23 protein-coding genes and 1 pseudogene are annotated in these 24842 nt (G+C 60.1%); 7 read left to right on the top strand and 17 right to left on the bottom strand.

All coding sequences use genetic code 11. The annotated features are described in order from the left end of the window. Positions 1-3: 3 nt before the first annotated feature. Positions 4-1563, bottom strand: a complete 1560-nt coding sequence (locus tag JO965_RS25955; RefSeq protein WP_246776998.1) for an ABC transporter substrate-binding protein — start codon at positions 1561-1563, stop codon at positions 4-6. A 153-nt stretch (positions 1564-1716) separates the two neighbouring features. Between JO965_RS25955 and JO965_RS25960 the strand changes: the two genes are divergently transcribed. From JO965_RS25960 to JO965_RS49445, 3 genes are all read left to right on the top strand, one after another. After that, positions 1717-3237, top strand: a complete 1521-nt coding sequence (locus JO965_RS25960) for an alkaline phosphatase family protein (RefSeq protein WP_246776999.1) — start codon at positions 1717-1719, stop codon at positions 3235-3237. 17 nt (positions 3238-3254) lie between these two features. Continuing rightward, on the top strand, positions 3255-3980 hold the full coding sequence (phnF, locus tag JO965_RS25965; RefSeq protein WP_203445010.1) for a phosphonate metabolism transcriptional regulator PhnF: 726 nt from the start codon (positions 3255-3257) through the stop codon (positions 3978-3980). Positions 3981-4144: 164 nt separating this feature from the next. After that, a complete protein-coding gene (locus JO965_RS49445) occupies positions 4145-4318 on the top strand; it encodes a hypothetical protein (protein ID WP_371826921.1) in 174 nt (57 codons plus the stop codon). A 243-nt stretch (positions 4319-4561) separates the two neighbouring features. Here JO965_RS49445 and JO965_RS25975 read toward each other — a convergent pair whose 3' ends face one another. Then, positions 4562-6757, bottom strand: coding sequence for an ATP-dependent RecD-like DNA helicase (locus JO965_RS25975; protein ID WP_203445011.1), 2196 nt, complete (start codon positions 6755-6757; stop codon positions 4562-4564). Positions 6758-7653: 896 nt separating this feature from the next. Between JO965_RS25975 and JO965_RS25980 the strand changes: the two genes are divergently transcribed. Continuing rightward, positions 7654-10107, top strand: coding sequence for a type IA DNA topoisomerase (locus JO965_RS25980; RefSeq protein WP_203445012.1), 2454 nt, complete (start codon positions 7654-7656; stop codon positions 10105-10107). A gap of 250 nt (positions 10108-10357) precedes the next feature. Here JO965_RS25980 and JO965_RS25985 read toward each other — a convergent pair whose 3' ends face one another. Continuing rightward, complete coding sequence (locus JO965_RS25985; RefSeq protein WP_203445013.1) at positions 10358-10765, bottom strand: hypothetical protein; 408 nt, start codon at positions 10763-10765, stop codon at positions 10358-10360. On the opposite strand from JO965_RS25985, the gene JO965_RS48975 reads away from it, so the two are divergent. After that, entirely contained in the window at positions 10764-10898 is a 135-nt protein-coding gene (locus JO965_RS48975; RefSeq protein ID WP_256451926.1) for a hypothetical protein, read from the top strand. The genes JO965_RS25985 and JO965_RS48975 overlap by 2 nt on opposite strands. A 5-nt stretch (positions 10899-10903) precedes the next feature. Here JO965_RS48975 and JO965_RS49450 read toward each other — a convergent pair whose 3' ends face one another. From JO965_RS49450 to JO965_RS26005, 5 genes are all read right to left on the bottom strand, one after another. Beyond that, positions 10904-11467: a helix-turn-helix domain-containing protein gene (locus tag JO965_RS49450; protein WP_371826922.1), complete on the bottom strand. Its 564-nt coding sequence runs from the start codon at positions 11465-11467 to the stop codon at positions 10904-10906. A gap of 353 nt (positions 11468-11820) precedes the next feature. After that, on the bottom strand, positions 11821-12336 hold the full coding sequence (locus tag JO965_RS48090) for a hypothetical protein (protein WP_246777000.1): 516 nt from the start codon (positions 12334-12336) through the stop codon (positions 11821-11823). Between the two features lie 87 nt (positions 12337-12423). Then, positions 12424-12795 carry a DUF3800 domain-containing protein gene (locus tag JO965_RS48095; RefSeq protein WP_246777001.1) on the bottom strand — a complete coding sequence of 124 codons (372 nt, stop codon included), beginning with the start codon at positions 12793-12795 and terminating at the stop codon, positions 12424-12426. Positions 12796-12875: 80 nt separating this feature from the next. Further along, positions 12876-14135: a type II toxin-antitoxin system HipA family toxin gene (locus JO965_RS26000; protein ID WP_203445014.1), complete on the bottom strand. Its 1260-nt coding sequence runs from the start codon at positions 14133-14135 to the stop codon at positions 12876-12878. Continuing rightward, positions 14132-14359: a helix-turn-helix domain-containing protein gene (locus tag JO965_RS26005; protein WP_203445015.1), complete on the bottom strand. Its 228-nt coding sequence runs from the start codon at positions 14357-14359 to the stop codon at positions 14132-14134. The genes JO965_RS26000 and JO965_RS26005 overlap by 4 nt, the downstream gene beginning before the upstream one ends. A 104-nt stretch (positions 14360-14463) precedes the next feature. Between JO965_RS26005 and JO965_RS26010 the strand changes: the two genes are divergently transcribed. Next, a complete protein-coding gene (locus tag JO965_RS26010) occupies positions 14464-15102 on the top strand; it encodes a hypothetical protein (RefSeq protein WP_203445016.1) in 639 nt (212 codons plus the stop codon). A gap of 209 nt (positions 15103-15311) precedes the next feature. Then, positions 15312-15581, top strand: a complete 270-nt coding sequence (locus tag JO965_RS26015) for a transposase (RefSeq protein ID WP_246777002.1) — start codon at positions 15312-15314, stop codon at positions 15579-15581. A gap of 153 nt (positions 15582-15734) precedes the next feature. Here the strand turns inward: JO965_RS26015 and JO965_RS48100 are convergent, their stop codons facing one another. The 9 genes and pseudogenes from JO965_RS48100 to JO965_RS26060 all read right to left on the bottom strand — a co-directional run bounded on the left by JO965_RS48100 (position 15735) and on the right by JO965_RS26060 (position 24436). After that, positions 15735-15971, bottom strand: coding sequence for a transposase (locus JO965_RS48100; RefSeq protein ID WP_246777003.1), 237 nt, complete (start codon positions 15969-15971; stop codon positions 15735-15737). A gap of 495 nt (positions 15972-16466) precedes the next feature. Beyond that, on the bottom strand, positions 16467-16694 hold the full coding sequence (locus JO965_RS26025) for a hypothetical protein (RefSeq protein ID WP_203445017.1): 228 nt from the start codon (positions 16692-16694) through the stop codon (positions 16467-16469). Continuing rightward, the gene (locus JO965_RS26030; RefSeq protein ID WP_203445018.1) at positions 16691-17332 is read right to left on the bottom strand and encodes a hypothetical protein; all 642 of its coding nucleotides are present in this window, start codon (positions 17330-17332) and stop codon (positions 16691-16693) included. Before JO965_RS26030 ends, JO965_RS26025 begins: the two co-directional genes overlap by 4 nt. Further along, positions 17329-18264 (bottom strand): pantoate--beta-alanine ligase, encoded by a 936-nt coding sequence (gene panC / locus JO965_RS26035; protein WP_203445019.1) that lies wholly within the window; start codon positions 18262-18264, stop codon positions 17329-17331. The genes JO965_RS26030 and panC overlap by 4 nt, the downstream gene beginning before the upstream one ends. A 9-nt stretch (positions 18265-18273) precedes the next feature. Next, positions 18274-19155 carry a 3-methyl-2-oxobutanoate hydroxymethyltransferase gene (gene panB / locus JO965_RS26040; RefSeq protein ID WP_203445020.1) on the bottom strand — a complete coding sequence of 294 codons (882 nt, stop codon included), beginning with the start codon at positions 19153-19155 and terminating at the stop codon, positions 18274-18276. Between the two features lie 906 nt (positions 19156-20061). After that, entirely contained in the window at positions 20062-21714 is a 1653-nt protein-coding gene (locus JO965_RS26045) for an MFS transporter (RefSeq protein WP_203445021.1), read from the bottom strand. Between the two features lie 935 nt (positions 21715-22649). Beyond that, a complete protein-coding gene (locus JO965_RS26050) occupies positions 22650-23372 on the bottom strand; it encodes a Crp/Fnr family transcriptional regulator (protein WP_203445022.1) in 723 nt (240 codons plus the stop codon). Positions 23373-23837: 465 nt separating this feature from the next. After that, positions 23838-24095, bottom strand: a pseudogene (locus tag JO965_RS26055) (alanine dehydrogenase); the annotation flags it as partial. Between the two features lie 29 nt (positions 24096-24124). Then, positions 24125-24436: a hypothetical protein gene (locus JO965_RS26060; RefSeq protein WP_203445024.1), complete on the bottom strand. Its 312-nt coding sequence runs from the start codon at positions 24434-24436 to the stop codon at positions 24125-24127. Between the last annotated feature and the right edge of the window lie 406 nt (positions 24437-24842).

Raw genomic sequence — 24842 nt, forward strand, 5'->3', positions numbered from 1 at the left:
CCCTTACGACGCAATCGTGCCGGGGCGGAAGTCGAGCAGGCCGGTGGGCGTTGGAGACCATTTGAAGTCGGACCGCTTGCCGAAGAATTCGGCGAGCGAGTGGAGTACAGTACCGGGAGGGTCGACCTGATCGAATATGTCGAGCATCTCCTGGTAGGCGCGGCGCCGCTCCTTCGGATCGACTGCGGAAATGAGCGTCTTTTCCAGTTCGTTGAACCGCTCGTTCTTCCAATATCCGTTTTTCTGGAAGCCGCTCGCCGAACCCCAACGCGTGACGAATGAGGCCGCGGGATCCGGGAAATACGTCCCGTCCGAGGAGTTGTTGATAAAGCGCGGCACTTCTTCCTGCACCTGCGCCCAATTCTCTTTTCTCTGGATCTCGACGTTCAATCCTACCGCGTTCCACATCGCGGCCATGATCTGTGTTTCGGCGAGTTCGGCGGTGTAATAGTCTCCGACGGTCTTGAAGACGATCTTCTCGCCCTTGTAGCCCGCCTCCTTCAACAAGGTCTTCGCGAGCGCTGGATCATACGCCGGGACCGGCCGATCGGCATTATACAGAGCGCCATAGGCCGGCTGCTGATGCGATCGCGGAATGGATATGCGACCATGCCAGATGCTCTTCACCATTCCTTCGCGATCGATCGAAAGATTGAGGGCGCGTCGGATGCGCGGGTCCTTCAGCACCGGATTGGTGATTGCATCATACTGGACGGTCCTAAAAGACATCGTGTCGCCGCCGACGACATCAAGACGCGGATCAACCGTGATGGAGTCGAACTGGTCGGGCGCGATGGTGGTGATGATATCGAAATCACCGGCGCGCAGGCCCGCAACGCGTGCGGCAGGCTCGCGCACCAGACGGAATTCGATGCTGTCCAACGGAGGACGGCCGCCCCAGTAGTCGGGATGTGCTTCGAGGCGGATGCGGCTGTTTTCCACCGTTTCGACGACCCGGTACGGGCCGGCGCCGACGGGAGACCTCGCCCACTGGTCGAAGTTCGCAGCCTTGAGGAAGGCGGCCTTCGAGACAATCCCGCCACCATACGAGGTCAGGCGCTTGGCGAACACCGGATCCGGAGCCCTGGTCTTGAACTCGACATTGTATCGATCGACAGCCTTGACTTCAGCAAGCATCGGAAACGTGATTTGGCCGACGCTATAGCCGGGAGCGCCCTTTTCAAGCATACGCTCAGGGCCGAAGGTGAAGGCGACATCTTCGGCCGTAAGCTCCTGGCCGTCGTGGAACTTGACGCCTTGGCGCAGGCGCACCTTGAACACGACGTTGTCCGCCGTCTCGATCGCGACGGCCAGCATCGGCCGAAGTGCTCCGCCGTTCTTGTAGTCAATGCCAAACAGTTTGTCGTAGACGCTTTCCAGGACGCGGAAGCCCACGAGAGCAGTCGCGCGGGTATGCAAGGGATCCAGCTCCGTGCGCAGGTCCTGCATTGCAATCCGCAACGCTTTGCGACCGGTCTGTTGCGCCAAAGCAGGCATGGCATAAGGGAGCAAGCTCGCGCCCCCGATCAACTTCAGAACAGTCCGACGCGATTGGACGACCATGTTCAATTCCCTCATCTCTCCGGTTTCGGGATCCCGCAGCCCATTGCAGTCCCGCCGGCTCAGATACCGTCGTTCTATGACAGAAATAATACAGGTGCCTAGCTACCTAGGTACCTATTTTCGGCTCGACGTGTCCGACGGGGATGGTTATGGATGGAGCAGATTCGACCCATGGGGCATCCGCACATGAAATTCTTAGTCGTCGTCTTCGACGGACTTCGTCCGGATCAGCTGAATGAGAAAGTCACGCCGAATCTCTGCGCGCTTTCGAAGCTTGGCCTTGTCTTGAACAACCACACCGCATCATTCCCGAGTGAAACACGCGTGTCGTCGGCGGCGATCGCAACCGGCAGTCATTGTTCAGGTCACGGAATCGTCGCGAACAAATTCTTCGCCAATGGGGTCGCCATCGATGGCTCCTCCCTCCCTGCCCTGCTTGCGCTGGGAAGCGAAGCGGGCGGTGTGATGACTTCCGTCGCCCTGGGCGAGGTTTTGGCAAAGCACGGCAAGACCATGCTAGCGGTCGGATCGCAGTCCCAAGGGTCATGGGGGCTGTCGAACTGGGGAAATTGGCAGTCGGGGGGACCCGCTTACTGGGTTCATGATGCCGAACGATTCGCCAGCAACGAGGTCATACGGCGTATTGCTGCAGGTTTTCCTCCGCTCCCGGTGGGAGAACAACCCGCACTACAAACGATCAAACGGGTCATCGACGGATTTCTGGCCTACGCCGCCAGCGAGGCGCTGCCCGAGCTGACGTTGCTCTGGCTATCCGAACCGGACATCAGCTATCACATGTTTGGTCTGGTGCACCCCAGCGCCCGAGAGGTCCTCTCTCGCGTTGACCGCGAGTTCGGGCGCATCCTGGACTGGTGGGAAACGGAAAGGAAGAAGGAGCGAATCCAGCTCATTGCGGCGTCGGATCACGGCCATGCCATTATCGGCAAGCACATCTCTGTTGTTGAGCACCTTCGCCATGCAGGTTTCAAAGTGGGCGACGCCTTCGGCCCGGACGCCGATGTTGTCGTGAAGGCCCAACGCGCTGTGAACCTTTGGGTCCATAAACATGACGTCGGCCTGCTCAACGAAATCCACAGTTGCGTTTCCGTCGAACCGTGGTTCGGGATTGGCTTTTCCCGAACGACCGAAGGTGACGCGCCGCTTGTTCAAGGCACGTTGCCGCATTCAGCCGTCATGGCCGAGCATCCAAGAAGCGCGGATTTGACCTTCGTGCTCGGCAGTTGCGCATCCATCGATGCAGACGTCGACCCCGAGACAGTGTTCTACGACGGAGCTTATCCCGTCGGCGTCGGGATGCATGGCGGCCTGACGTCCTTTGAGCTTTCCGTTCTGGGCATCTTGGCCGGCGATTGGTTCCGGCCGGGTGTTTTGAGAACGCCTACCGGCATCGTCGACCTAGCGCCCACGATCCTGGCGGGCCTCGATCTGCCGATCCCTGAGACCGTTCAAGGCAGGATCCTTGAAGAAGCGATCGGTGGAGATGAGGGTCCGATTGACGAGGTGGAGGATGCAAGCCTGTCCGTCGAAAACGCCGGTAGCTGGGCTACCGTTCAGCGGGAGCGTTATCGCGGACGCCTTTATTTAAAGGGAACGAACTATAAATCCGCGCAGCACCAGGGCGACATCGGTCGCGTCACGACAGCTGCGATCTGAGCCTAACAGGGATAGTGATGTTTCAGGGCAAGCGATGGGAGTATGTGCGGGCAAAGATCGAGGAGAATATCGCCTCGGATCGTTTTGCGCCGGGTGAAAAGCTTCCAAACGATATCGAGCTCGCACGGCTGTATGGGGTCAATCGACATACCGTTCGATATGCCATACGGGCATTGGAGCAGCAGGGCTTATTGCGGGTGGAACAGGGTCGAGGCACCTTCGTCGTCGAAAACACCACGCCCTACTTGTTGTCCACTGAAACCAGATTGACGGACAACCTTCTTGCTCATGGCCGTTTAGCTCGCCGTACGATCTTATCCGGGGGGACCGGACCGGCTGATGATCGCTTGGCCAAGCATCTCGCGCTTAAGCCCGGCGATGACGTGCTCCGTATCGATACTCTCAGCTATCAAGATGAAATCCCTATCGTCATCGCGCACAGCTATTTTCCAGCGCAACGGGTCCCCGGGCTGCTGGACGAGTTTTCCGGCGTCAATTCAATCTCGACCGCACTCAAGCGTGTCGGCATCACGTCTTATTCCCAGCAATGGGTACAGATTAATGCCCGGATGCCTACGGAGGAGGAAGCTCGTCTCCTCGGCATGTCGACAGTTTCGCCAGTCTTCATCAAGGAGAATTTGGATTGTTCTGATGGCGTACCAATCAAGTACGGTGAGAACGTGCTTTGCGCTTCGAGGATAAGCTTTTTCATTGATTTCAACGACCTTCGACGGAAAGAGTAATTCCCAGGCAGGAGCACGGCTTGAGACTTGCAGCCTTATGACATCAACGGCATGTCCTGAACCGCGAGGCTGATACCTATCGTTGAGCTGGAGTTGCGCTTCGACAGCGCTCTTGCCCCGTCTTTGGCCTGTGCCATCGCCTCGGCTTCCGGTTTGTCCCACGCTTGCGGGATCTTAAAGATCGGCAGTTGGCACCATGGCGGACTCGGAGTTGCCCAGCAAACTTGAGCCGCAGATGGGCCGCCCGATCCGGGCTGATGTGGTATGCTCGGGCTGGCGTCAGTTGGCATTGTAGAATGAGAAAACCAGATTGCGACGAGTTCGGACATCAATCATGAGACAATCGGGCGGTCCGTTGTCTCACTTCAAATGTCAATTCTCAAGCCATGCGCCCTGAGTGATCACTGCCTCCAGCTCTAAATTCCGGGTCAGCGTTGAGAGACGATTGTCTCAAAGAAATGTCCAAAGCACCGCAAATTCTCAATTCAAATGCATCTTCTCAAATGAGGTGCTCACAGCTAAGTGCCTGAATAAACTCGCGCCGACGTCTCACACCAAAATGTCAACGGAAATCAGGAGAATTACGGGGAGAGCCACTCTCTGAGCTTGGTCCATCGACGTTTCGCCTGCCCTCCCCTGACGGCAATGCTAATGGCCTTCTTCTGCCCCACGAGGACCACAAGCTGCTTGCCTCGGGTGACTCCCGTGTAGAGCAGATTGCGGGCCAGCATCGTGTAGTGCTGTGTAGTCACAGGGATCACAACAGCCGGGTACTCTGAGCCTTGCGATTTGTGAATCGTCGTCGCGAAGGCCGGCACCAGCGTATCCAGTTCCCCAAACGGATAGATCACTTCCCGCTCGTCGAACAGGACCACAATGGCTCCTTCCTCGTGATCGATTCGATCGACCGTCCCGAGATCTCCGTTGAAGACGTCTCGGTCATAATCGTTCTGCGTTTCCATCACCCGATCACCGGGCGAAAAACGCCAGCCGAAGCGTTCGACAGTCGCTGGCGGATTCGGATTGAGAATGCGCTGAAGTTCGTGGTTCAGGTTTCTCGCACCAAGGACCCCGCGATTCATAGGGCATAGCACCTGGACATCCTTGGTTGGGTCCAGCCCAAAGCGGCGCGGGATTCGGTTCGTCACCACCTCAATCAGCTTGGCGACGCCTTCCTCGGGTTCCGCAATTTCAATGGTGTAGAAGTCGCTCGTCTCGCCGGCTTTGGGCGGCTGTGGCATCTGACTGTGATTGATGCGGTGGGCATTGACGACGATCTGGCTTTCCGCTGCTTGGCGGAAGACCTCCGTGAGGCGTGCCACCCGGATCTGTCCCGAAGTGATAATGTCGGATAGAGCCTGTCCAGGGCCGACGGAAGGCAACTGGTCCACGTCGCCGACCAGCAGCAACCCAGCATGACTCGGGATGGCTTTGGTCAGGGCATTCATCAGCGGCACATCGACCATTGAGGTCTCGTCCACCACGAGCAGGTCGCAGTCGAGCGGGTTCTCCTCATTGCGCGAGAACCCACCATGCTTGGGATCAATCTCCAGTAGTCGGTGAATCGTTTTAGCTTCCAAGCCGGTCTGCTCGGTCATGCGTTTGGCGGCACGGCCCGTGGGCGCCGCCAGCAGCACCCGAACGCCCTTGGCCACCAGGATGCGCAGGATAGTATCGAGGGTCGAGGTCTTGCCCACCCCAGGGCCACCCGTCATCACAGCAACTTTCGAAGTGAGCACTAGCCCCACTGCCTCGCGCTGGGAGGGAGACAGAATTTTACCTGTCTTGCCCTCAACCCACGGCAGAGCCTTTTCAAGGTCAATCGCCGGCCAAGGTGCTGTGCCGCTGGCGCGTGCTATCAAACGTTCAGCAATGGCGCGTTCTGCCCCATGCAGCCCTTTCAGGAAAATGCAGGTCTCGTCCTCGACCGTGTCGGACAAGACATCCTCTCCCTGGAGTTCCTCGGCCACGGCAGCCCGGATCAGGGCTGCGTCCACCTCAAGCAGCTTCTGGGCCAAGGTGATGAGCATCTCGATGGGAAGGCCGCAGTGCCCCTCGTCGGTGGCCGTCTGAAGCGCGAAGGAGACGCCGGCCCTGAGCCGGTGGGGTGACGTCTTCTCCACCCCGAGCTTGGCCGCGATAGCGTCTGCGGTTCGGAACCCGATCCCTCGCACGTCCCGAGCAAGCCGGTAGGGGTTCTCGGTCATCACCTTGATGGCCTCATGGCCATAGGTCTTGAAGATGCGGACTGCCCGGGCGGTGCCGACCCCGTGCGCATGAAGGAAGATCATAATCTCCCGTACGGCCTTCTGCTCAGCCCAGCCCGCCACAATCTTTGAGGCCCGCCACGGCCCAATTCCAGAGACTTCCTTCAATCGCTCCGGGTTAGCCTCGATGATCTCGAAGGTATCCTCTCCGAAGGCAGCGACGATGCGTTTGGCCATGGCAGGCCCAATGCCGCGCATCTGACCTGAGGCAAGGTACTTTTCGATGCCCTCAATGCCCGTGGGAGGCGTGGCTTTGAGCACATTGGCCTTGAACTGAAGTCCATGGGTCCGATCGCTGAACCAGATCCCGGTCGCGGTCACCCACTCGCCCGCCCCAATAGCAGGGGCGTGGCCCACGACCGTGACCAAGTCGCGTTTGCCGCGAGCCTGCACCCGCAGCACGCAAAACCCGTTCTCGGCATTGTGGAACGTGACGCGCTCGACCGTGCCTGCGAGAGCCTCAACAGGCTGACCTCTTTCCACCTGATCGGGTCGGACCATCTGGTTCATGCACCGCCCAGAGCCGCCGCATTGGCTCTGTCCCTGTTATTCTACTGCTCTGGTATTCTACTGCTCTGGACATTTGCCGACGAGAGCGAAGCTGGAGAACGACTAAGCCCCATGCACAAAGATTGTGTTCTTGTTTTGTCCTGCGAACCATTGTAGCTTCCCAATGTTTCGTGTGAGCCTGACTTAGGCCCGCTCGTTCGTGATTGAGGAGGATTGCGGCTGAACGGCACAACCCACCAACGTGCCGTGGACGATATCCACTCACCTCGGCTGCCTCTTGGTCTTCCTCATATTCGTCACACCCGTACGACGGGCAACCTCAACGGCGACCTCGGACCAGAACCGACGGCCTGATTCACTACCTCGTCTGAGACAGTACTCTGCTTGCTCCCGAGCCCGCTCGTAAGCGGCCCTCCCCTCGTACGCAATCAGAGACACGGCTTCGTATTCAATGACCGTGAGATCGGTGGCGGGGGCGGGCTGCCGGCGAAACCATTGTCGGATGCGATGAAGGAGTTTCAGCATGAGGCCATCGTCGTTCTGGTGATGGATTGAGCAAGCGAAACCCGATCGCCCCAACCTTCGGCAACCTGCGCTGATTACGATTGTCAAAGACAAAACAGGCTCGCTCCAGCCTGAGCCAGAGCGAACCTGTCCAAGGGGTGATCCGCAGTGGGGTCTAGAACACCGTCGGATCAGAGCCCCGGCAGCTGTTTTTCCCCTGGTCTCCCAAGGTACCGTGGGTCGCTAGCTCCGCCCGAACTCTGATATGGTGACTATCCCTTTTCTCAAAAGAGATCCCCGATCAGCCAGTTCGCCACAGCTCCTTCAGTTATTGACCGGCTTTGGCCCTAGAGATAATGTTCCCTCTATGTTCCAATTGTAGCCCCCGGGTCATGACCGCTCACTCAGTATCGCGCACGCTGTTCTTCTTCGAGAAGCCCTCGGCCATGCGCCAGCTGCAGCAGTTCTTCAAGTCGCCGAGCACGATCTGCGTTTCGGCCGAGGGTCACCTGTTAGCAGCAGTAGAGCCCAGCGATGTGCGGGACGAGTGGAAGTCCTGGCGTTTCGACACGCTGCCGATCGTGCTCGAGCGCATTCCGGTCACCTACGGCGCCAGCCGCTCCGGCCAGTCGCACAAGCCCAAGGTCGAGGCGATCAAGCAGGCTCTCCAGGGCGTGGAGCGGGTGATCATCGCCACCGATCCAGGCCGCGAGGGCTCGATGATTGCCTGGGAGGTGCTTGAGTATCTCGGGTACAGAGGCCGCGTAGACCGTCTGAAGCTGGGGGCCCTCGACGAGGTCTCGATCCGGCGGGCCTTTGCGGTCATGGCCAAGGAGCCGGATTCCGGCGAGCGCGACTATGCTGCCTACCTTGAGGCCCTCTGCCGCCAGTACGAGGACTACCACCTGGGGCTCAATGGCACCCGCGCCATCTCCCTGCGGCTGCGCCCGCCTGCCTTCCGCGAGCCCTGGCGCTTTGGCGGCGTACAGACGCCAACGCTTGCGATCCTGGCTGACCTGGAGAAGCGCATCCGCGACTTCGTCCCGCAGGATTATTTCAAGATTGCTCTGGTTGTCACAACAGAGACTGGGGCGGAGATCACCCTGTGGCATGCACCGAAGGACAAGATCCTCGACAAGCAGGTGGCCGCAGCAATCCAGCAGGCGGCCGCCTCTTGGTCAGGGCCTCTGAGTGTCGAGCAGAAGGATGTGCGCCGCTCGCCGCCTCGCCTGTTCTCGAAAGACACTCTCGCTCGCCGCTGCGCCAAGCGGTTCGGCTGGGATCCGCAGCATACGGCGAAACTCGCCCAGGACCTCTATGATCAGGGCTACCTGACTTATCCCCGTACCGAGTCCGAGCACCTGCCTGAGAGCCAGACAAGTGATGTCGGCGCAGTGATTGCGAGCATCGTCGGAGCCCTAACCGATCTCGCCGGCCTTGTGCCAACCGCAGGTGATCTTGTGTTCCGCAAGGGTAACAAGGGCCATTACGTCAAGGATCCCGGCGAGCACCACGCCATCGTGCCCTTGCGCAAGGTGCCCCAGCCGGGCAGCGTCAGCGGAGATCACCTGCGTCTCTGGGAGCTGGTGGCCAAGAGCTTCCTGGCGGCCCACTTGCCCGACGGCATCGATGCGCGGACCACGATCGCCGTGCAGGTGCCGACAATGCTCGGGCCGAAGCGGTTTTCGATCAGCGGCAGCGTGATCAAGTCCCCGGGTTGGCGGGCTGTCTATGGGGCCGAGGTCGACGAGGAGAACGAGGCTGTTCCGGGCAAGGCCAAGCCGGACGAGGAGCCCACCACCGGCCGCCTGCCGCCCGTCCGGAACAACGAGCCGGGAAAAGCAACCGACGCCCGGATCGAGACGGCCAAGACCGAGCCGCCACGCCGGATTACCCGCGGCGAGTTGCCCGTCGTCATGGGCCGCCTCATCGATCAGGTGGAAGACCCGGCGCTCAAGGCGGCTCTGGAGAATCCGGTGAACCCGAACGAGCCCAAGGGACTTGGGACCGCGGCAACCCGCGACACGATCTTGCCCAAGCTCCAGAAGAGCCAGTATGTTGACCTGCTGAAGGGCAAGGATCCGCCGATCCAGGTGACGGAGGTCGGGCTCGCTTTCATCGCTGCCGTGCGTCGGGTCTTTCCGGCCTACGGCGACCCGGTTGGCCGGGCGATGTTCGAGGCTGACCTGGCCAAGATCGGACGGGCCGCGACACGAGATGAGGCGGTCCGGCAAGCCGCCGCCTATCAGGAGCGGACGCGCACCCGCGTGCAGGAACTGATAGGAGCGATTGCACAGTCGCAGACAGTTACTGTTGATCCAACAACAGTCCCAATGAACTCTGCGGCGGCCGGGAAACCGCCGACGAAGGCCATGATTGCCTTCGCCACGTCCATTGCTGCCCGGAAGGGCGTGAAACTTCCTCGTGGTCTGAAGAGCAATGGCGCCATCTGCCGGGCTTTCCTGGACCAGCATGCGCCGGCACGATCATCGGAGCAGGGAGAGCACAACCCTCAGAATGGACTCCGCCCTCCGAGCGAGGCGATGATGCGCTATGCACGGGCACTGGCCGAAGAGCACGGCGTGGAGTGCCCACCAGAGATCACGACCGACTTTGCCGCCTGCCGGGCTTTTCTCGACGCACATGCCTCACGCAAGGCAACGAAATCAGAGGACAGGAACGGGACCAAAGTCCGCAGGAGCCGGTCGTCTACTCCCCCGAATGCTGACCATGACGACGGCGATGCTAGGGCTTCTGCCGTCAAACGGTCGATAGCTGCCAAGACCGGATCGACTCGCGGCCGTACACGAGCGCGCCGGGCAAGTCCGGCTCAACCGACTCGATAAGCTCGACAGCCGGTCTGCACAGCGCGTTGTCGGCTCAGGCTCATTGCTGAGAGACAATCGAATGAATGGCCAAGATCCATGAATTTGCCCCAACACCCATGAACCCAGCGCATTCATCAGGTGCCAAGGCACTATCTCTGAATGGGTCCGCCTGTAGGGGGGCATAAGAATTTGTGAGGCATCCCTGATAAATCAGCTTCAGGAGATCCGCCATCGCAACACGTAGCCCGCCCATCAAAGGGGGCTGCCCTCAAGGGCTGCATAGCTGCCCACCTAAACTCATGCTCTCCTGCCGCTTGGACATCGACAGGCCGATTCCGTTCAGAAGCTCGGTCAGCCGTTCGGTGGCCACCTGGCCTTGCGTGTGCAGGGCGAGGCAGAATCGCCGCGCGCCGTGTCCGTACCCGCTCGTGATCCCTTCCGGCAACGGCGCGATGGTGGTCTGACCCTCTGCCGTCACCCACCGTTCCCGTTTGTAGTGCACCACCTCGGCGACCACGACGAGATCCCGGCGCACCACCGCCTTGTAGCCTTTGAGGCGCGAGCCGGGTGGAGCCTCAACCTGGATGGTGACCTCGCGGGTGATCCGATCCCGTTTGGCACCGCGCCCAGGGCGTCGGCCCGATCCGACCGGCCGCGGCTGAGTGGCTTTCTCCATGCCGGACGGCTTGAAGGGCGCGCGGCGGCAGGTGCTTGAGCCGCGCGATCTCGTCCTTCAGGGCCTGATTGTCGAGGCGCAGGTTGCAGTTGTCGAGGCGCAGCCGCTCGACCTCCTCTTGCAAAGTCTATGACGCCATCATGACGCTGAGGTGCCGTTCCCTAAGGTCTCTTCAATCATCCTTGGATTCCGATCTAACAGAGCGAGAAGGACCCGGGCAGGCCCGTGCGGAAACCATTGCCCCTGCTCCCACCGTCTGACCGTGCGCGCTGACACTCCGATACGGCGGGCAAACGCCACTTGAGAGAGGCCTGTCTTTTTGCGAATCGCTGCGGCATCAAGGGCATCAGGAATTGTCAAACTTCCGCCTAGGCTCTGACTGTCTTCCGCCAAGCCGAGGATGTCGCCCAAACTGGCGATCAGCCGCTCGAAATCATCAGCCTCTCGCAAAGACTCGCTCCCTGACATAACACCGCAACCGAGCCGCTGATGGGTAGGCCAACACTCATGACCCGATTGTGTTTGGCTTACCACCTTCTCCCATGGATATTCAGGCCGAAATTGATCGCCGATCTGGACGACGCGCCTCGCGGACAAGCGCCAATTGAATGCAGTCGCGAGAGAGCAGACTGATGGTCCATTTCCGTTCTCACGGTCAAGCTCGGAGACGTAGCAGGCAGCGCCCCCCGCAAAAATCGGCATCGCAACTGCGCCGCTTGTTTACTATTGCTTATCCATCCCGGACAGGCTCAGACAGGCTTGGCAGCTAAACTATTGAAAAGGTTTGCGCGCCGGAGAGGATAAAACTGAGAACATGTATGTTATTGTAACTGCTTTGTAATTTCTGAATCTCTCCTCTGTACTACGGCAGCGAAGCAGCCGGCTGACAAAGCCGTGCGCTCCTTATCCGCCGAGTTGGCCAACTTCTTTCTTCCGCCGGTCTTCCAGCTCCTCGAAGTGTTTCTGTAAATCGGCGGGCAATGGCGCCTCTGGCGGGGGAAGATAGAGGATATGGCGCCATCTCTTGTCCAAGGCGCTCAGGGACACTTCGTCGGTCAGCCCTCGTCTCGCCTGTGTCCAGAACAGCGACTCCAGCTCAGGGGAAGGGACTTCTCCTCTTGGAGCCGCTTAGCGATCCACAGTGTGATGTCCACCATTTCAAGCCCGGCGCTGGAATCGCCGGAGGCAAAGGTTGGGGCTACTTCGGGCATATGCGAATAATCAAATGTCGGCATGCCAGGCCCCAGATCGCCCTTGTGACCTCTCAGTCTCCTATAGAACTCCGCCAGTTCGCCCTGCGCCCTGTTGAATTCAGTCTGCCGGTCAACGGTGATGCGCCTTACTTGCTTTTTACGTGCCGATGAATGAAGGGCGATAGTTTGTAACACCTGCTGAAAACCAACGAGGTTCGGCGATATCTGCAAGGCGCTATCATAGTTGCCCACGCCATAGCTGATCTCATGCGGATTGGCGGCCGCCCATCTGAGCGCGCCAGAAACAAGCTCCCGTGAGCGGGCGTCCGGAAGGGTAGTTACGCGTGGCAAGAGATCATTGCAAAGCTTAGTGAGCATTTGCGCTGCACGTGCCAGATTGCGCTCCCGCCTCGCCCTCCACGCCTCCTTCGCGAGGAATTCGTCAAATAGATGGGCCACTTTGAACTATAGGATATAACGAAGAGGAGTAAAATATTGATGCCAGGAGACAGCCTTGTTCAGGCCGGAGTTAAAAACCTGGTCGAAGAAGCAGATAACTGCGTGATCGGGCTTCTTGACCTTGAGGAGGGAGAAGCGCAGATCGTTCTTTTTGCTGAAACTTATGAGCTTCTCTGCGACGGTGGTCAGCCGCGCAACGCCGAGCTCGTTAGCATGAATCCTATTTACACCTAGTCCCCGGCGCAGATCCTTCAGTAAAGGCTCGGCGATCACGTCAAGGTTGGCGGACGCGCTGAGTAAGCCGTAATAAAGGATGGGTTGGTTTGGGTCGAATAGTTCCAGACCCGTATTGCCGCTTTCATCAATAAAACAATACATGAATCATATAGCCTCTTGTCGGTTTCGACGCGATCTCACCTGCTCTTCACGATTCCGGACTGGCACTACCGCTTATTCGCTTAATTAGGCGTCGCAATTCTCAACAAATGCGCCGCGCGAGCCTCAATGATACGACGGACAACTGTAAGAATTTCATGGGTAACGCCCGCCCCCTCAAATTCTGCCAGAAGCTTGTCTGCCTCGCCTCTGATGCGCCCTGCCAGTTCGGCTATGTCCTTGACCAGAAGGCGCTGAGCGCTGCGCGTCTCCGGGACGAGCGTGAGCCAGTGTTGCAACTGTATCGTGTCTGGAACCGAGCGCCCGCCGATCGCCATAGCGAGCTTCTTCGCGAGCCGCGGATATGCAGCCGTGCAAACGACATCATATAGCGGCGCAAGGTCAGGAACCTTGCCGCGATAGAGCAAAGCGTAATTCTTTCCGTGAGCGTCGGCGTTGCCGACAAGGTAATGGAAGATCAGCATACGAAGGAAGCGCAGACGGTCTGCCGCCGGACGCGCGGTGGCGCGGCCAATCAGGTCCAGTGCCTTCTCTGTCCCCGGTCCGCCTTCCTCTTCATATTTGAGCTCCGGCGGCACGCTCAAAGCCTGACAGAAATCTTCCTGGTGCAAGCGTGTGATCGTTCCGCCCTTGTGCGGCGAGCGGTCGTAGCGTTCGATGATCAGGAAGGATATCGCGCCAGTGCGGCGCATCTCGACGGCCGGCACCGGAAGTTTCAGGCGCGCTGCAAGGTGCAGGCAGAACAGTTCGTTCTCCACCGTGCCGTCGAGCGCCTGAATGAAGGGCTTGAGGATATGCGTAGTTGGTCGGCCGCCTTTGGCGAGGCCGATATCGTCGCCTTCCACGCAGACTGCAAGCTTGTCCTGCGCGCCGGCTAAGGACAGCCGGACACCTTCCTCACCGCCGAGCAAAGGACGCTCCCGCAGCTTGCCAAGGATTTCTTCGAGCCGCGCCGGGTTCAGCAGTTCGACGCCATCATCATCCGACGATGGCGGCGCCTCGCCGGCCCGATAGAGAGACAAGGCCCCAGCGCATTCACCACCGATCACTTCCAGGAGCCCAAAGGCATTGCCAGCAGAAATGCCGAGCGCACCTGCGAGGCGCTGCCGCGCGCCCTCATCCGGTAGCAGGCCTGAGAAAAAGGGACGAACCACACGGTCGGCGTAAGGCGCCTCCTGCAATGGCATGGAAAAGGAGATGGAGCGCGGCTCTCGTCCGGCGAGATAGTTGGGATCATAGGCGTAGCTCAGAGCACCTGCCTCGTCCTGAGCGAGGATGCCCGCCTTTGTATCGCCGAACCAGACATCGAGCAGGTGCGTCATGGCGCACTCTCTAGGCGGCTTCCGACGGAGACGCTAAGGCCTAGAGCGGCCGCCACCTGAAGAGCGCGTCCGATCTGACAGCTCTCCTTTCCCGCCTCCAACTCGCGCACAAACCGAACGCCCACGCCGGTAAGCCCGGCGAGCTGTTCCTGTGTGAGTTTCTGCGACCTCCGTTCCTGGCGGATTATGAGACCAAAGCTTTTGCTGTCTAAAACCGTTTGCATAAATCATCCCTATCGGGACGATTATAGCAGTGTGAGGATCAAGAATCTATAAAAAAGAACCGATCGGGACGATCAAGTGGCTAAAAGCCCAGCAGTAGCCAAAAATGTCCCGATCGGGGCGATTAGAGGACAGCCCTGATTCTATTAGAAGTACTAACCCTCCGTCGGTCCTCGTCGCCGATGCGAGTATTGTGATCAACCTCAACGCCTCAGGGCGGGCATCCGAGATCATCGCGGCGCTCCCCCACCGTATCGTGGTGACGGACAACGCCGTAACCGAGCTTGAAGCGGGTGAACGCAACGGCCATCGCGACGCCGGGCATCTGCGCCAACTCATCGATGCCGGTCTCATGGAACATGTCAAAATCAGCGGCATCGGAGCGCCCATTTATGAGAGTCTGATTGATGGTTCCGCCCGGCTCACCCTAGACGATGGCGAAGCAGCAACCATTACCTGCGCAGTGGAATTGGGAGGCTTCGCTTTGCTCGACGAGCGTAAAGCGCGAAGCCTCTGCGCCGCCTCGTTTGGCTCGCTGCCGCTCGCCTGCTCCGCAGAACTGCTTATGCATCCCGCCGTTGCGACCGCTCTTGCCTCGGCTCACATCGCAACGGTCGTCCGCGCGTTACAGGTGGGCCGCATGCATGTTCCGCCGGAGTTTGTCGGCGAGATCGCAAGCCTGATCGGACCCGAACATGCCGGATCTTGTATGAGCTTGCCGAAAAGTTTGCGAAGAATGGCCTAGTCATCACTAGAGCATTTTTCGGCGAAGTGGATCCGGTTCGCCATTAAAAGATGCGGCAAACCAAGAACAGAGCTGATTCCACGTTAGTGGAAGCAGCTCTAAGAGGCTGGTGAGCAATTTTATTGCTTACTTTAAGTCTTTGATTCAGAATGGATTTCGTGAGGAATGTGAGGCGGATGCGGGCTGTTTGACGGTTGAGGAGCCCCGCTATGGATATCTGTCTCTATGCCAGCGATCTCAACGACGACGAATGGGCGCTGCTCGCGCCACTGATCCACCGCAGCCATCTGGCCGGGCGGCGACAGATTCATCCCTTCCGCCGCATCGTCGATGCGGTCTTTTATTTGCTCCGCACCGGGGCGCAATGGCGACTGCTGCCGCATGGGTATCCCCCGCGTTGCACCGTTTTCTATCACTATGCCCAGTGGCGTGAGAACGGCACCTGGGAGCAGATCACGCGCGCTATACTGCGGCGCTGATTACCCGCAGATCTAACACAAGGCAGGCGCATGGCGGGGTACGTCGAAAGCCGCCTCAGGGCGACTGGAGACGTGCCCCGCGTCTATCGCCTTCTCAACCTCAGAGATCAGCACCGCGCCGCAAAGGCGGCCGCCTTTGCTCTTTCCAGCGCTTCAGCTCGTGTCGTCGTTTATCAGCGGTTTTCGACCGTCTTCGACAAAGGCGGTCCGCTCAGGGGTGGCCTCATGGGCGGCGAACCCGCAGAAACGCCGGAATGAGGCGCGATCCTCCAGTGCCTCCGCCAGCTTCACATCGGATAAGTCGTACCAGACGGCCAGTAGCAGGGCTCGGAACAAGGCCAGCGGTGGCCAGGCGGGTTCGCCCTTGGCAGCAGCGTAGATGTCGGCCAAGTGCCGATCCAGTGAGGACCAGTCGATCAGCTCCGACAGGCGGTCCAACGAGCCGCGATGGGTAAGGGATCAGCGATAAACGCGAAGACTTCCTGTCCAATCTGACGGCGTGCCATGGGACCGTTCCCGTCCTGTCCAACAGCTCCATTGAATCATCCAAGCAGCAATGGGTCGAGGCCACCCGCGCACAGGTCTCATTAGTCCCTCTTCGCCGAAGATGCAGACATTCGAGACGGGCCGACACCTCATCGCCTTTGCGGACAGGCCGGACGGGAGCGCCTCCCAGCCACCGGCACACCTCCTCCAGAGTTGCGAATTCCTCCTCGACCGCTGTGAAGGGAGACGGACGTGGAGCCCCTGGATGATCATCCAGAAGCTCGACAATCCACGTGGTGCTCTTGCTGTTCATGCCGCAGCGGACCACGCTGCCGATGATCTCGTCTCCCCACACGAGGTCATAGCTGCTGGATGCCAGCTGCAGAAGATGATAGCCCCTCACCTCAACGCCTCCACCCGCTGCTCGACCAGCTTGTGCGACTGTGCGAGCAGGGTTTGGCGATCACACGCGAGAACGATGGTCGGACGCTGGCCCTGACGCGCCACGAACGACACCCAGCCGGAGTGCGTCGGTCCAAACCGGATCCGATGATCCAGGACCTGGATCTCCTCGATCAGGCCGGGATCCTGGACGGCTTGAGAAGCCAGGTCAGGCTGGATTGTCATCGCTCAAGCCTCACAGGCTGCTTCGCTGGTCCTGCTTGCGATCGTCCATCGAGGATTCTGCTCAACGATGGCCTCGCGGCCGCAACTGAGATGAGGTCAGAGAAAAACCGTTCCGTCACGAGCGCGAGCGCCGTCCCGGTGCCGCTGAGGATCACAGTGGTATGCGCGAGGATGATAGCCGGTTGGGAGTGGCGCGCTGAGGCGCTGAGCCGCGATGGATCCTCAGACGGATCAGCCGTGAGGGGCCATACGTGCGCGACGAGCGTGCGACGGGAGGGACGGAGCCGGGCAATGACGGTGCCAAACGGCAGATCGGTCGTTTGCAGAACCTCCTCCATGCCGGCCGCCAGGCGTTGCGGCACGAACCAGTTCTCCGCTGTCGCGAGCGGCAGAGGACCCCGCATCATCGGCACCTGCCGGAAATGGACGCTTTCAGACGCGGCGGGTCCCAACGCAGCTTTGACGTCGTCCGGCACGGCTGCCAGCACGTGTCGCTGACGGCACGCGACGCTGATTGGTCCCTGCGCGAGGCCATGCTCGTCGCACCACGCCCGGAGGGTTTCGGTAGCCGTGGCCCCCGCGATCAGGCGGGTGCTCAGCTCCTGAATGAGAGCCTCGGTCTCGGATCGTGCCGTCATGACGGTCGCGGTCCTGCCGCACCAGCGGTGGCCTGCCGCCCGATCACATGCGAGACCAACTCGAGCTCGTGATCGGCCAGAGCTTGAGGTGGAGGGATCAGGAGCACATTGTCGATCAGGCGCGTGGTCCCGACACAGGCGGCGACGCATAGGGCGGCGGGCTGCTCGACCGAACCCAGGATGGGTTCGAGCGTCCGGGCATCCACCAGCTGCAGATACTGCAGCTGATCGACCTCCGTCATCTGGGCCTGCGCTGTCTCGACCAGCCGCTGGCTGTCGCGCTCTCCGGCCTGAAAGGCCGCGTGGGCCGCGAACAGGCCACGGCTGAGGCAGCGGGCGCGCGCGCGATCGGCGGCGCTCAGGTAGCTGTTGCGGCTGCTGAGCGCCAGCCCGTCAGGTTCACGCACGGTGGGGACTGTCACGATCTCGATCGGCAGGTTCAAATCCCGCACCAGCTGCCGGATCACGGCACATTGCTGGAAGTCCTTCTGGCCGAAGAAGGCGACATCCGGCTGCACGATGTTAAACAGCTTGGTCACCACGGTGGCCACGCCGCGGAAGTGGCCCGGCCGGACGGCGCCGCACAGCGGCTCGGCCACAGGTCCCGGCTCGACGTAGGTCTGGAAGCCGGGTGGGTAGATCTCGCTCGCGTCGGGCACGAAGATCAGGTTCACGCCGGCCGTGCGGCAGAGATCGTGATCGGCTTCCAGGGCACGGGGATAGCGGTCGAGATCCTCGTTGGGGCCGAACTGGGTCGGATTGACGAAGAGGCTCACCACGGTGATGTCGCAGCGGGCGACGCTCTCCTCGATCAGCGCGCGATGGCCCGCATGCAGAAAGCCCATGGTGGGCACGAAGCCGACCCGCAGGCCTGCGGTGCGGTAGCCTTTCAGGCACTGGGTCAGCGACTTGATTGTGCGAAAGGTGGGCATCGGCGGACCTCAGGCGCTGGTCGTGGAGGGATCCGGCGTCCAGGCGGATACCGCCGCCCGGGCCTCGGCCGGCAGGGCATAGGCTTCTGCGGGTGACGGAAAGGCGCCGCGGCGCACGTCCTCGGCCCAATGGGCGAGAGCCTGCTGCAGCAGATCGAAGCCGTCGAGGTAGGTACGCACGAACTTGGGCCGGTGGCCTTGGCTTAGCCCGAGCACGTCGTGCAGGACCAGCACCTGGCCCGAGCAGTCAGGCCCTGCCCCAATGCCGATGGTCGGGATGGTCAGGGTGCGGGTGATCCGCGCCGCCAGCTCGGAGGGGATGCCCTCGAGCACAAGGGCAAAGCAGCCGGCTTCTTGGAGCCGATGAGCGTCCTCCAGGATCCGGATGGCGTCCTCGGCTCCCCTGCCCTGCACCTTGAAGCCGCCCATGGCATGCACGCTCTGCGGCGTCAGGCCGAGATGGCCCATGACCGGGATCTCGCATTCCACGAGCGCCCGGATCGTTTCGACCCGCTTTTCTCCGCCTTCCACTTTCACGGCCGCCGCACCGCGCTGCAGGAAGCCACCGGCATTGCACAAGGTGTCGTCGAGGCTGAGGTGGTAGCTGAGATAGGGCATGTCGGCGACGAGCAGGGCCCGAGGCTTGGTCCGGGCCACGGCTTCGAGATGATGGTTCATCATCGCCATGCTGACCGGCAGGGTGTTGTCGAAGCCGAGACACACGTTGCCGACGCTGTCACCGACCAGAAGCATGTCGACCACGGGATCAGCCAACCGGGCCGTGACGGCATCATAGGCCGTGGTCATCACCAGCCGCTCGCCATCGCGCACCCGTTGCTGCAGCATCGGGATGGTGGCAAGCGGCCGATCGGGTGAAGGATGATGGCTCATGCGTACCTGCGCACCGTTGAGGCCGTAGAGACTACTCGCCACGTGTCCACAATCAGCTCGAAATTCGGCTGCCGTTGCCAGCAGCCTAAGTTTGGGAGGAATGCCTTTCCTCAGAGGAGCGACTGAGCGGGTAGATACGAGTCGCGCAAGGCCATTAGCATCAAGCAAAAAGCATTGAAATCCCGTGTCGCACATGTAATCGATTACGACATTAAATTGTTTGCCGGGATCTCGCGTTGTGTTGGGTAGAACACAGAATGCAGACGCCCTGTCGAGCTTTCATGGCGATTCCCGCCTGACCAAATTGCGCTATCGGCGCTTGTACCATAGCCAGATGACATCTTAAAAAGGCAGGTCGCAACATCACCGAGCACAGCGGTCTTTCACGGGCAGAGCGAGCCTGCGCAATCTGCATCTGTCGCGAATTGCTCGTCCATTCGCTTGCGATCGTCAACTCAAGAAGAACAAGCTGACTGTCTGCGATCAAAGGACAGCAAGAACAATCTCAATCAGGGGATAGATATAGAAAATCTAACCCTTGAACCCAGGCTCGTCGCCTCGCTCCTCGTATTCCCAGCGCGGCGCCCTTCTGTTCGTTCATTTGGGGCCCGTGTGCGGCGTTGATTTCAGCGGCCATCCTGGGAGCCGACGTCAATGCTCGCAGCCTTAAGCTGACCATGATTGCGTGCTGGAGCGATGACGCTGCATAGCATCTGACCAGGTGCATCGGCAGCCGTCACGAAGGATGGCGCAATGAAGAGCGGCAGCAGAGTGCAATCCGAATCGACCGTGATATGCCGGCGGCAGGTATAGGTTGAAATGGCTATCCCACAGCCCAAGAAAGCGCGGGTGCAGATGCACTTCTGCAAGCGCAGGTGGACGCGAACGACCCAGACCGTGAACAGATCAATGGCGGGACAAATACGGGGCCGGCTCGCGTTTGCGGGCCGTGCTTGTTGGTCGCTCAATCATGAGCGTCATGTGAGGTGGCTCCTCTCCCCCGTGCAACTGGAAGACGCGCTCGTCGAGTTCCCTGTCTGCTGTCGTGAGGCGGTGGTTGAGACGCAGGTAGTCGGTCCAGGTCGGGGTCTGGAAGGTTTCCGTCCATTGCAGTGGTTTCTGAAGGTTGCGCTGGAGGGTCCAGCGACGGGCACCGACGCGGCTGTGCACGTGCCGGCGTTCCCGCATGAGATCCAGGAACGGCGCAACATGGGTCTCGGGGATCAGATACTCGACCTTGACGATGATGGGTCCACTCCTCGGCTTCAGATTGAGGGCTACGGCCGGGGCGTCGAATTCCTCCAAAGGGTCGGGCTCGGAGCCACGGTGCTCGCGCAGCGGAAACAGGACGCCGGCTGCAGCAACGAGCACCAGAGCCCCTGCGGAACCCTCCAGCGCCCAGGTCAGGGAATGGTTCTGAGCCACCATGCCCCACAACCAACTGCCGGCTGCAAGACCGCCATCGACCAAAGCGTAGTAGATCGAGATGGTGCGCCCCACGACCCAGCGCGGGCTCGCCAGCTGCACGCTCACGCCAAGCCCGGACCAGGCGCTGACCCACCCCGCGCCGCCCAAGGCGAGGGCCACGGCCGCCACAGCCACCGAGGACGTCAGGGCCAGGGAGAGGGAGCAGGCCGCGCAGGCGAGGCAGGCCAGCGTCATCAGCCTCTCTTGCGCCAAGATCCGTCTGAACACACTGTTGGCGACACCGGCCAGGAACGCGCCGGTCCCAAAGCCGGCCATCGCAATGCCGAACGCGATGGGCCCTCCTGCCAGCCGGTCGCGGACCACCAGGGGCAGCAGCGCGAGGATGGCGATGCTGGCCAGGCCGAAGAGGGTTCCGCGGGCGATCGCCGCCTTGATCTCCGAGGACAGCGCGGTAAAGCGCAGCCCGTCATAGATCGCCGTGCGCATCGACTCCCGCGGGAGCGGCGAAGAGCGAACCTTCCATTGGCGGCGCCAGATGGTGCCCAGAGGAACCAGGTAGCTGAGGGTGGTGACAATGAGAGCTGTCAGAAGGCCAAACGAGGCCACCACCAGGCCGCCGAGCGCCGGGCCGATGGTCCGGACCGTGTTGAAGCCAACGGACAGCAGCGTCACGGCCGCGGGAACATCCCGTCGGCTCACAATGTCGCCCACCGAGGCTTGCCAGGCGGGATCATTGAGGGCGGCGCCGCTTGCGATCAGGAAGCTGAAGCCGAGGATCATCCACGGGCTGACAAGGCCCAGCGCCACACAACCGGCCAGCATCGCCGATGCGATCGTCATCAGACCCCAGCCAGCGAGCATGATCCTGCGACGGCTGTAGTTGTCGGCGATGGCGCCGACGAAGACAGACAACATGAACACGGGCAGGGTCGATGACGCCTGCACCAGCGCGACCATTAGATCGGACGTTGAGATCGTCGCCATCAGCCAGCTGATGGCAACAGTCTGCATCAGCCAGCCGAGATTGGAGACCTGCATCGCGAGCCAAATGGAGCGAAAGGTCGGGTTCCTGAGCGGCGCAAACGTCGTTGGCGCAACTGCAGCCGCATCTTCACCCGCTATGCTACTCATTGTGTTGGCCGTCCTCGCCGTGCGTTTCATCGGCTCCCACTTGGTCCAGAGGTTCGGGTCTGATCAGTTTCGCTGCCGCGGACGTGGATCTGTATCGATTGTGACTGCGGTCAAGAGCGCCTACCTTCCCCATAAGGCCACCATTCCACGCGGCGTGATGCGTGAGTCCACCATCGCCTGCCTGCAGATTGCTGTCATAACCTATGCCAGCTGAGAGCATAAGTTACGGCCGCCCACGCAGATGACGTGGCAGACGCCACCAGAAGAAGATCAATGACCGTGCGTGGCCAGCTTTTCACAATTCGGTTCAACATGACATCTCTTGACGGGCAAGCGTTCAATCGATTTTCTTCGCCTGCGACTCAGCTTGGATATCGCTTCCTGTCTCATGCGCGCTCCCGCAAGCACAGCTTGTGAGGGCGATCCCCTTCCGGCACCGCTCCAGGCGCCTTCGAGCGAGGTCGCATTGTAAGACGGGCCGATCGATCCACCAATGACCATCCTTGGGCGGAAAACGCGTAGCAGAATCAACCTTGGTGCGCGAACACGCTCCTAACATGATCAATCCTCGTTGTTCGAGAGAAGGAGTTTCTATTTTCCTCAAAAGAGCTAGAAGATTGCTTCTCCAAGATGATCCCAGCGGAAGAAACACTCTCATACAGGACAAGGGCGTCTTGCGAGAGCAAGAATAATTTGCCTGGAATCATTCTTTGAGATGAAACGGCAAGCTTCATTGTCCATCTGACTCAAGCTCCAACGTTCTTCAAAGCAGACCAATTCTGTCACTCCGGCGAAAGTCATCAAACGGTCAGGTGGATTGCACCGGCGATACCGGCCATAGCCATAGACAGGTAAAGCAAGCGATACCCGGTGGATGGTCGGCGTCGGACCCACTGATGCTCATCATCGTCATCCTCTGGGCGCATCGTGCTCTCTCAGCTCTGTGCGGGTGAGAGTTGCCGTGACCGCTGCCGCGCGATCTCATAACACCCACATGCGATCTGCTCGAGGCCGAAGCCATCGGTCACGGTGATTGCACCGCGGTCCTGGCTGATCAAACCCGTTGACTGAAGCCCACACGTGACAAGACTAACCGTCGACCGTTGCACCCCCAGCATGCGGGACAGATGCTCGTGCGTGAAGGGCAAGGTCGCCTGATCGGCGCGATCGCGCATGGTCAGGATCCAGCGGCAGCAGCGCGCTTCGACCCCGTGGGCGATGTTGCAGGCCATCGTCTGAAGAGCCTCTGCCAGCAGGGTCTCTTCGTAGCGCAGGAAGAGATCCCGCAGGTTCGGTCGCTCCTCGAACGCACGACGCAGGACGCCAGTGTCAATGCGGGAGGCACGGCCTGCGATGTGAACAACATAGCGCCCCAGAGATTGTCGTGTCACGAGCATGCTGGCCGAGCCAACCATCGCTTCAGACCCGAGCACCGCCATTTCGACGGTTCTGCCGTCGGGGAGAGCCGTCATGAGCGAGACAACGGCCTCAAACGGAAAGTACACGAACGGCATGCTCTCGTTGGTCTCGTAGAGCACAGTGCCCTTCTTCAGCTCGACCCGCTGAAGGTGTGGCTCAAGATGCGCGAAGTCGTCCGGCTGCAGCGCCGATAGCAACCGGTTCGTACGGTGGGATAAGAGGCATGAGGAAAGGGACATGGTAGTAACCCGTGACTTATGTACGTCTTACGTTTTGAGAGACTGACAAAAGCTCAATCGTGGTGCTAACCTGGTATCGAGTGGCCAAGCCTTCCCCCTCGTCTCGACCTCTCATCAGAACTTGCAATCCCTGATGGGTGTCACCGCTCTGAAAGAAAGGGGGCTCGCTGCGGCGCTGCCGAGCGAGCCCAAGTTTGGGAGGACCGCCTCAGAGTAAACCTCCGCGTCAGACGGAGGCGAGGTGGCGGGACCGAAGGCCACCTCCTTCGCTGCCGGCGCTGCCGACAGGGAGAGCAGCGCAAGGACGACGCCTGCGATAGAGAAGGTCCATAAAACATCGTCAGACATGCTCATGCCTGAACCCCTCCGCAACCTTAGGATTTGACGAGCGGCTGTTTTCTTTTTTCTCCAGATGTTCTACTGAGCGAAAGTCGACACTGACCCAGCATTCGGCTCCTACTCAAATTAGGCAGCGATTACTTCTTCAACCGCTGAAAAGGCGAGACCCAGACTGTCAGCGACAGCCTTGTAGGTCAGCTGTCCGCGGTGAATGTTGAGACCATTTCGCAGCTGGCGGTTCTCGGCCACAGCGCTGTTGCCCTTGTTCGCCAGCCCTAGACCAAACGGGAGCGTAGCGTCGTTCAGGGTGTGGCTCGACGTGAGCGGAACGGCGCCAGGCATGTTGGCGACACAGTAATGAACAACACCGTCGACCTCAAAGGTCGAAAGCGCGGGGAAAGACCACCGAGGATTCATCGATAACCGCTCGGTCCTACGGCAGCTGTGACCACAGACAGATCACCGCATGTGCCGACGTAATGATTATGGCTGACGAGACGCCTCGCAAAAATTCCGAAACCAAAGCCGTCATTCTGAGTCAGTCCCTTAGCTTTTGACGACACTTCTTTAGCTGATTGTGTTTTTCGCGGTGCGTCCTGATCTGAGATCTCAACACGACCAACAAAAGAGGTGCAGCTACCATAGATAGCTACGTAGCCTTGGCTTCTCAGATTTTGTTCCATTTCATCGAGCGAGTTAAACCACTGGCGAAGTAAGTGGATCATTTTGGCCTCCAGCTGCTATGGGCGGCTTGCAAGATCTGTGCCAAGGGAGGGTTCGCACACTAATTTCGCAGAACTCTGCCTCCAATCAGCAACGTCACCCAAACCGAGTAGACAGCGGGCGGCCGCGAGCGTCCAATTCAGTTTACAGATTGGTGTCTTCTGGCGCCGAGATGACGGCATGCGAAGCGGTGGCCAGAGCTGGGCAAGCGGGCGTTAGGCACGGCGCGGGTTGACAGTAATGCGCCAGCGCCACTGGCCAGCGCGCTGAGCTTCATACCCCATGGAAGTCTGTCATCCTGCGATGCGCTCCATACCCCAGAGTGTATCCCGGCGTACAATGTGAACACTCTGACACGGCGGATCCGCGTTCAAATTGCGCTCTGCCGCAGTTTGGGTGCAGTTGCGC

Origin of the sequence: Microvirga sp. VF16, from assembly GCF_016864375.1 — a bacterium.
Classification (GTDB): Bacteria; Pseudomonadota; Alphaproteobacteria; order Rhizobiales; family Beijerinckiaceae; genus Microvirga.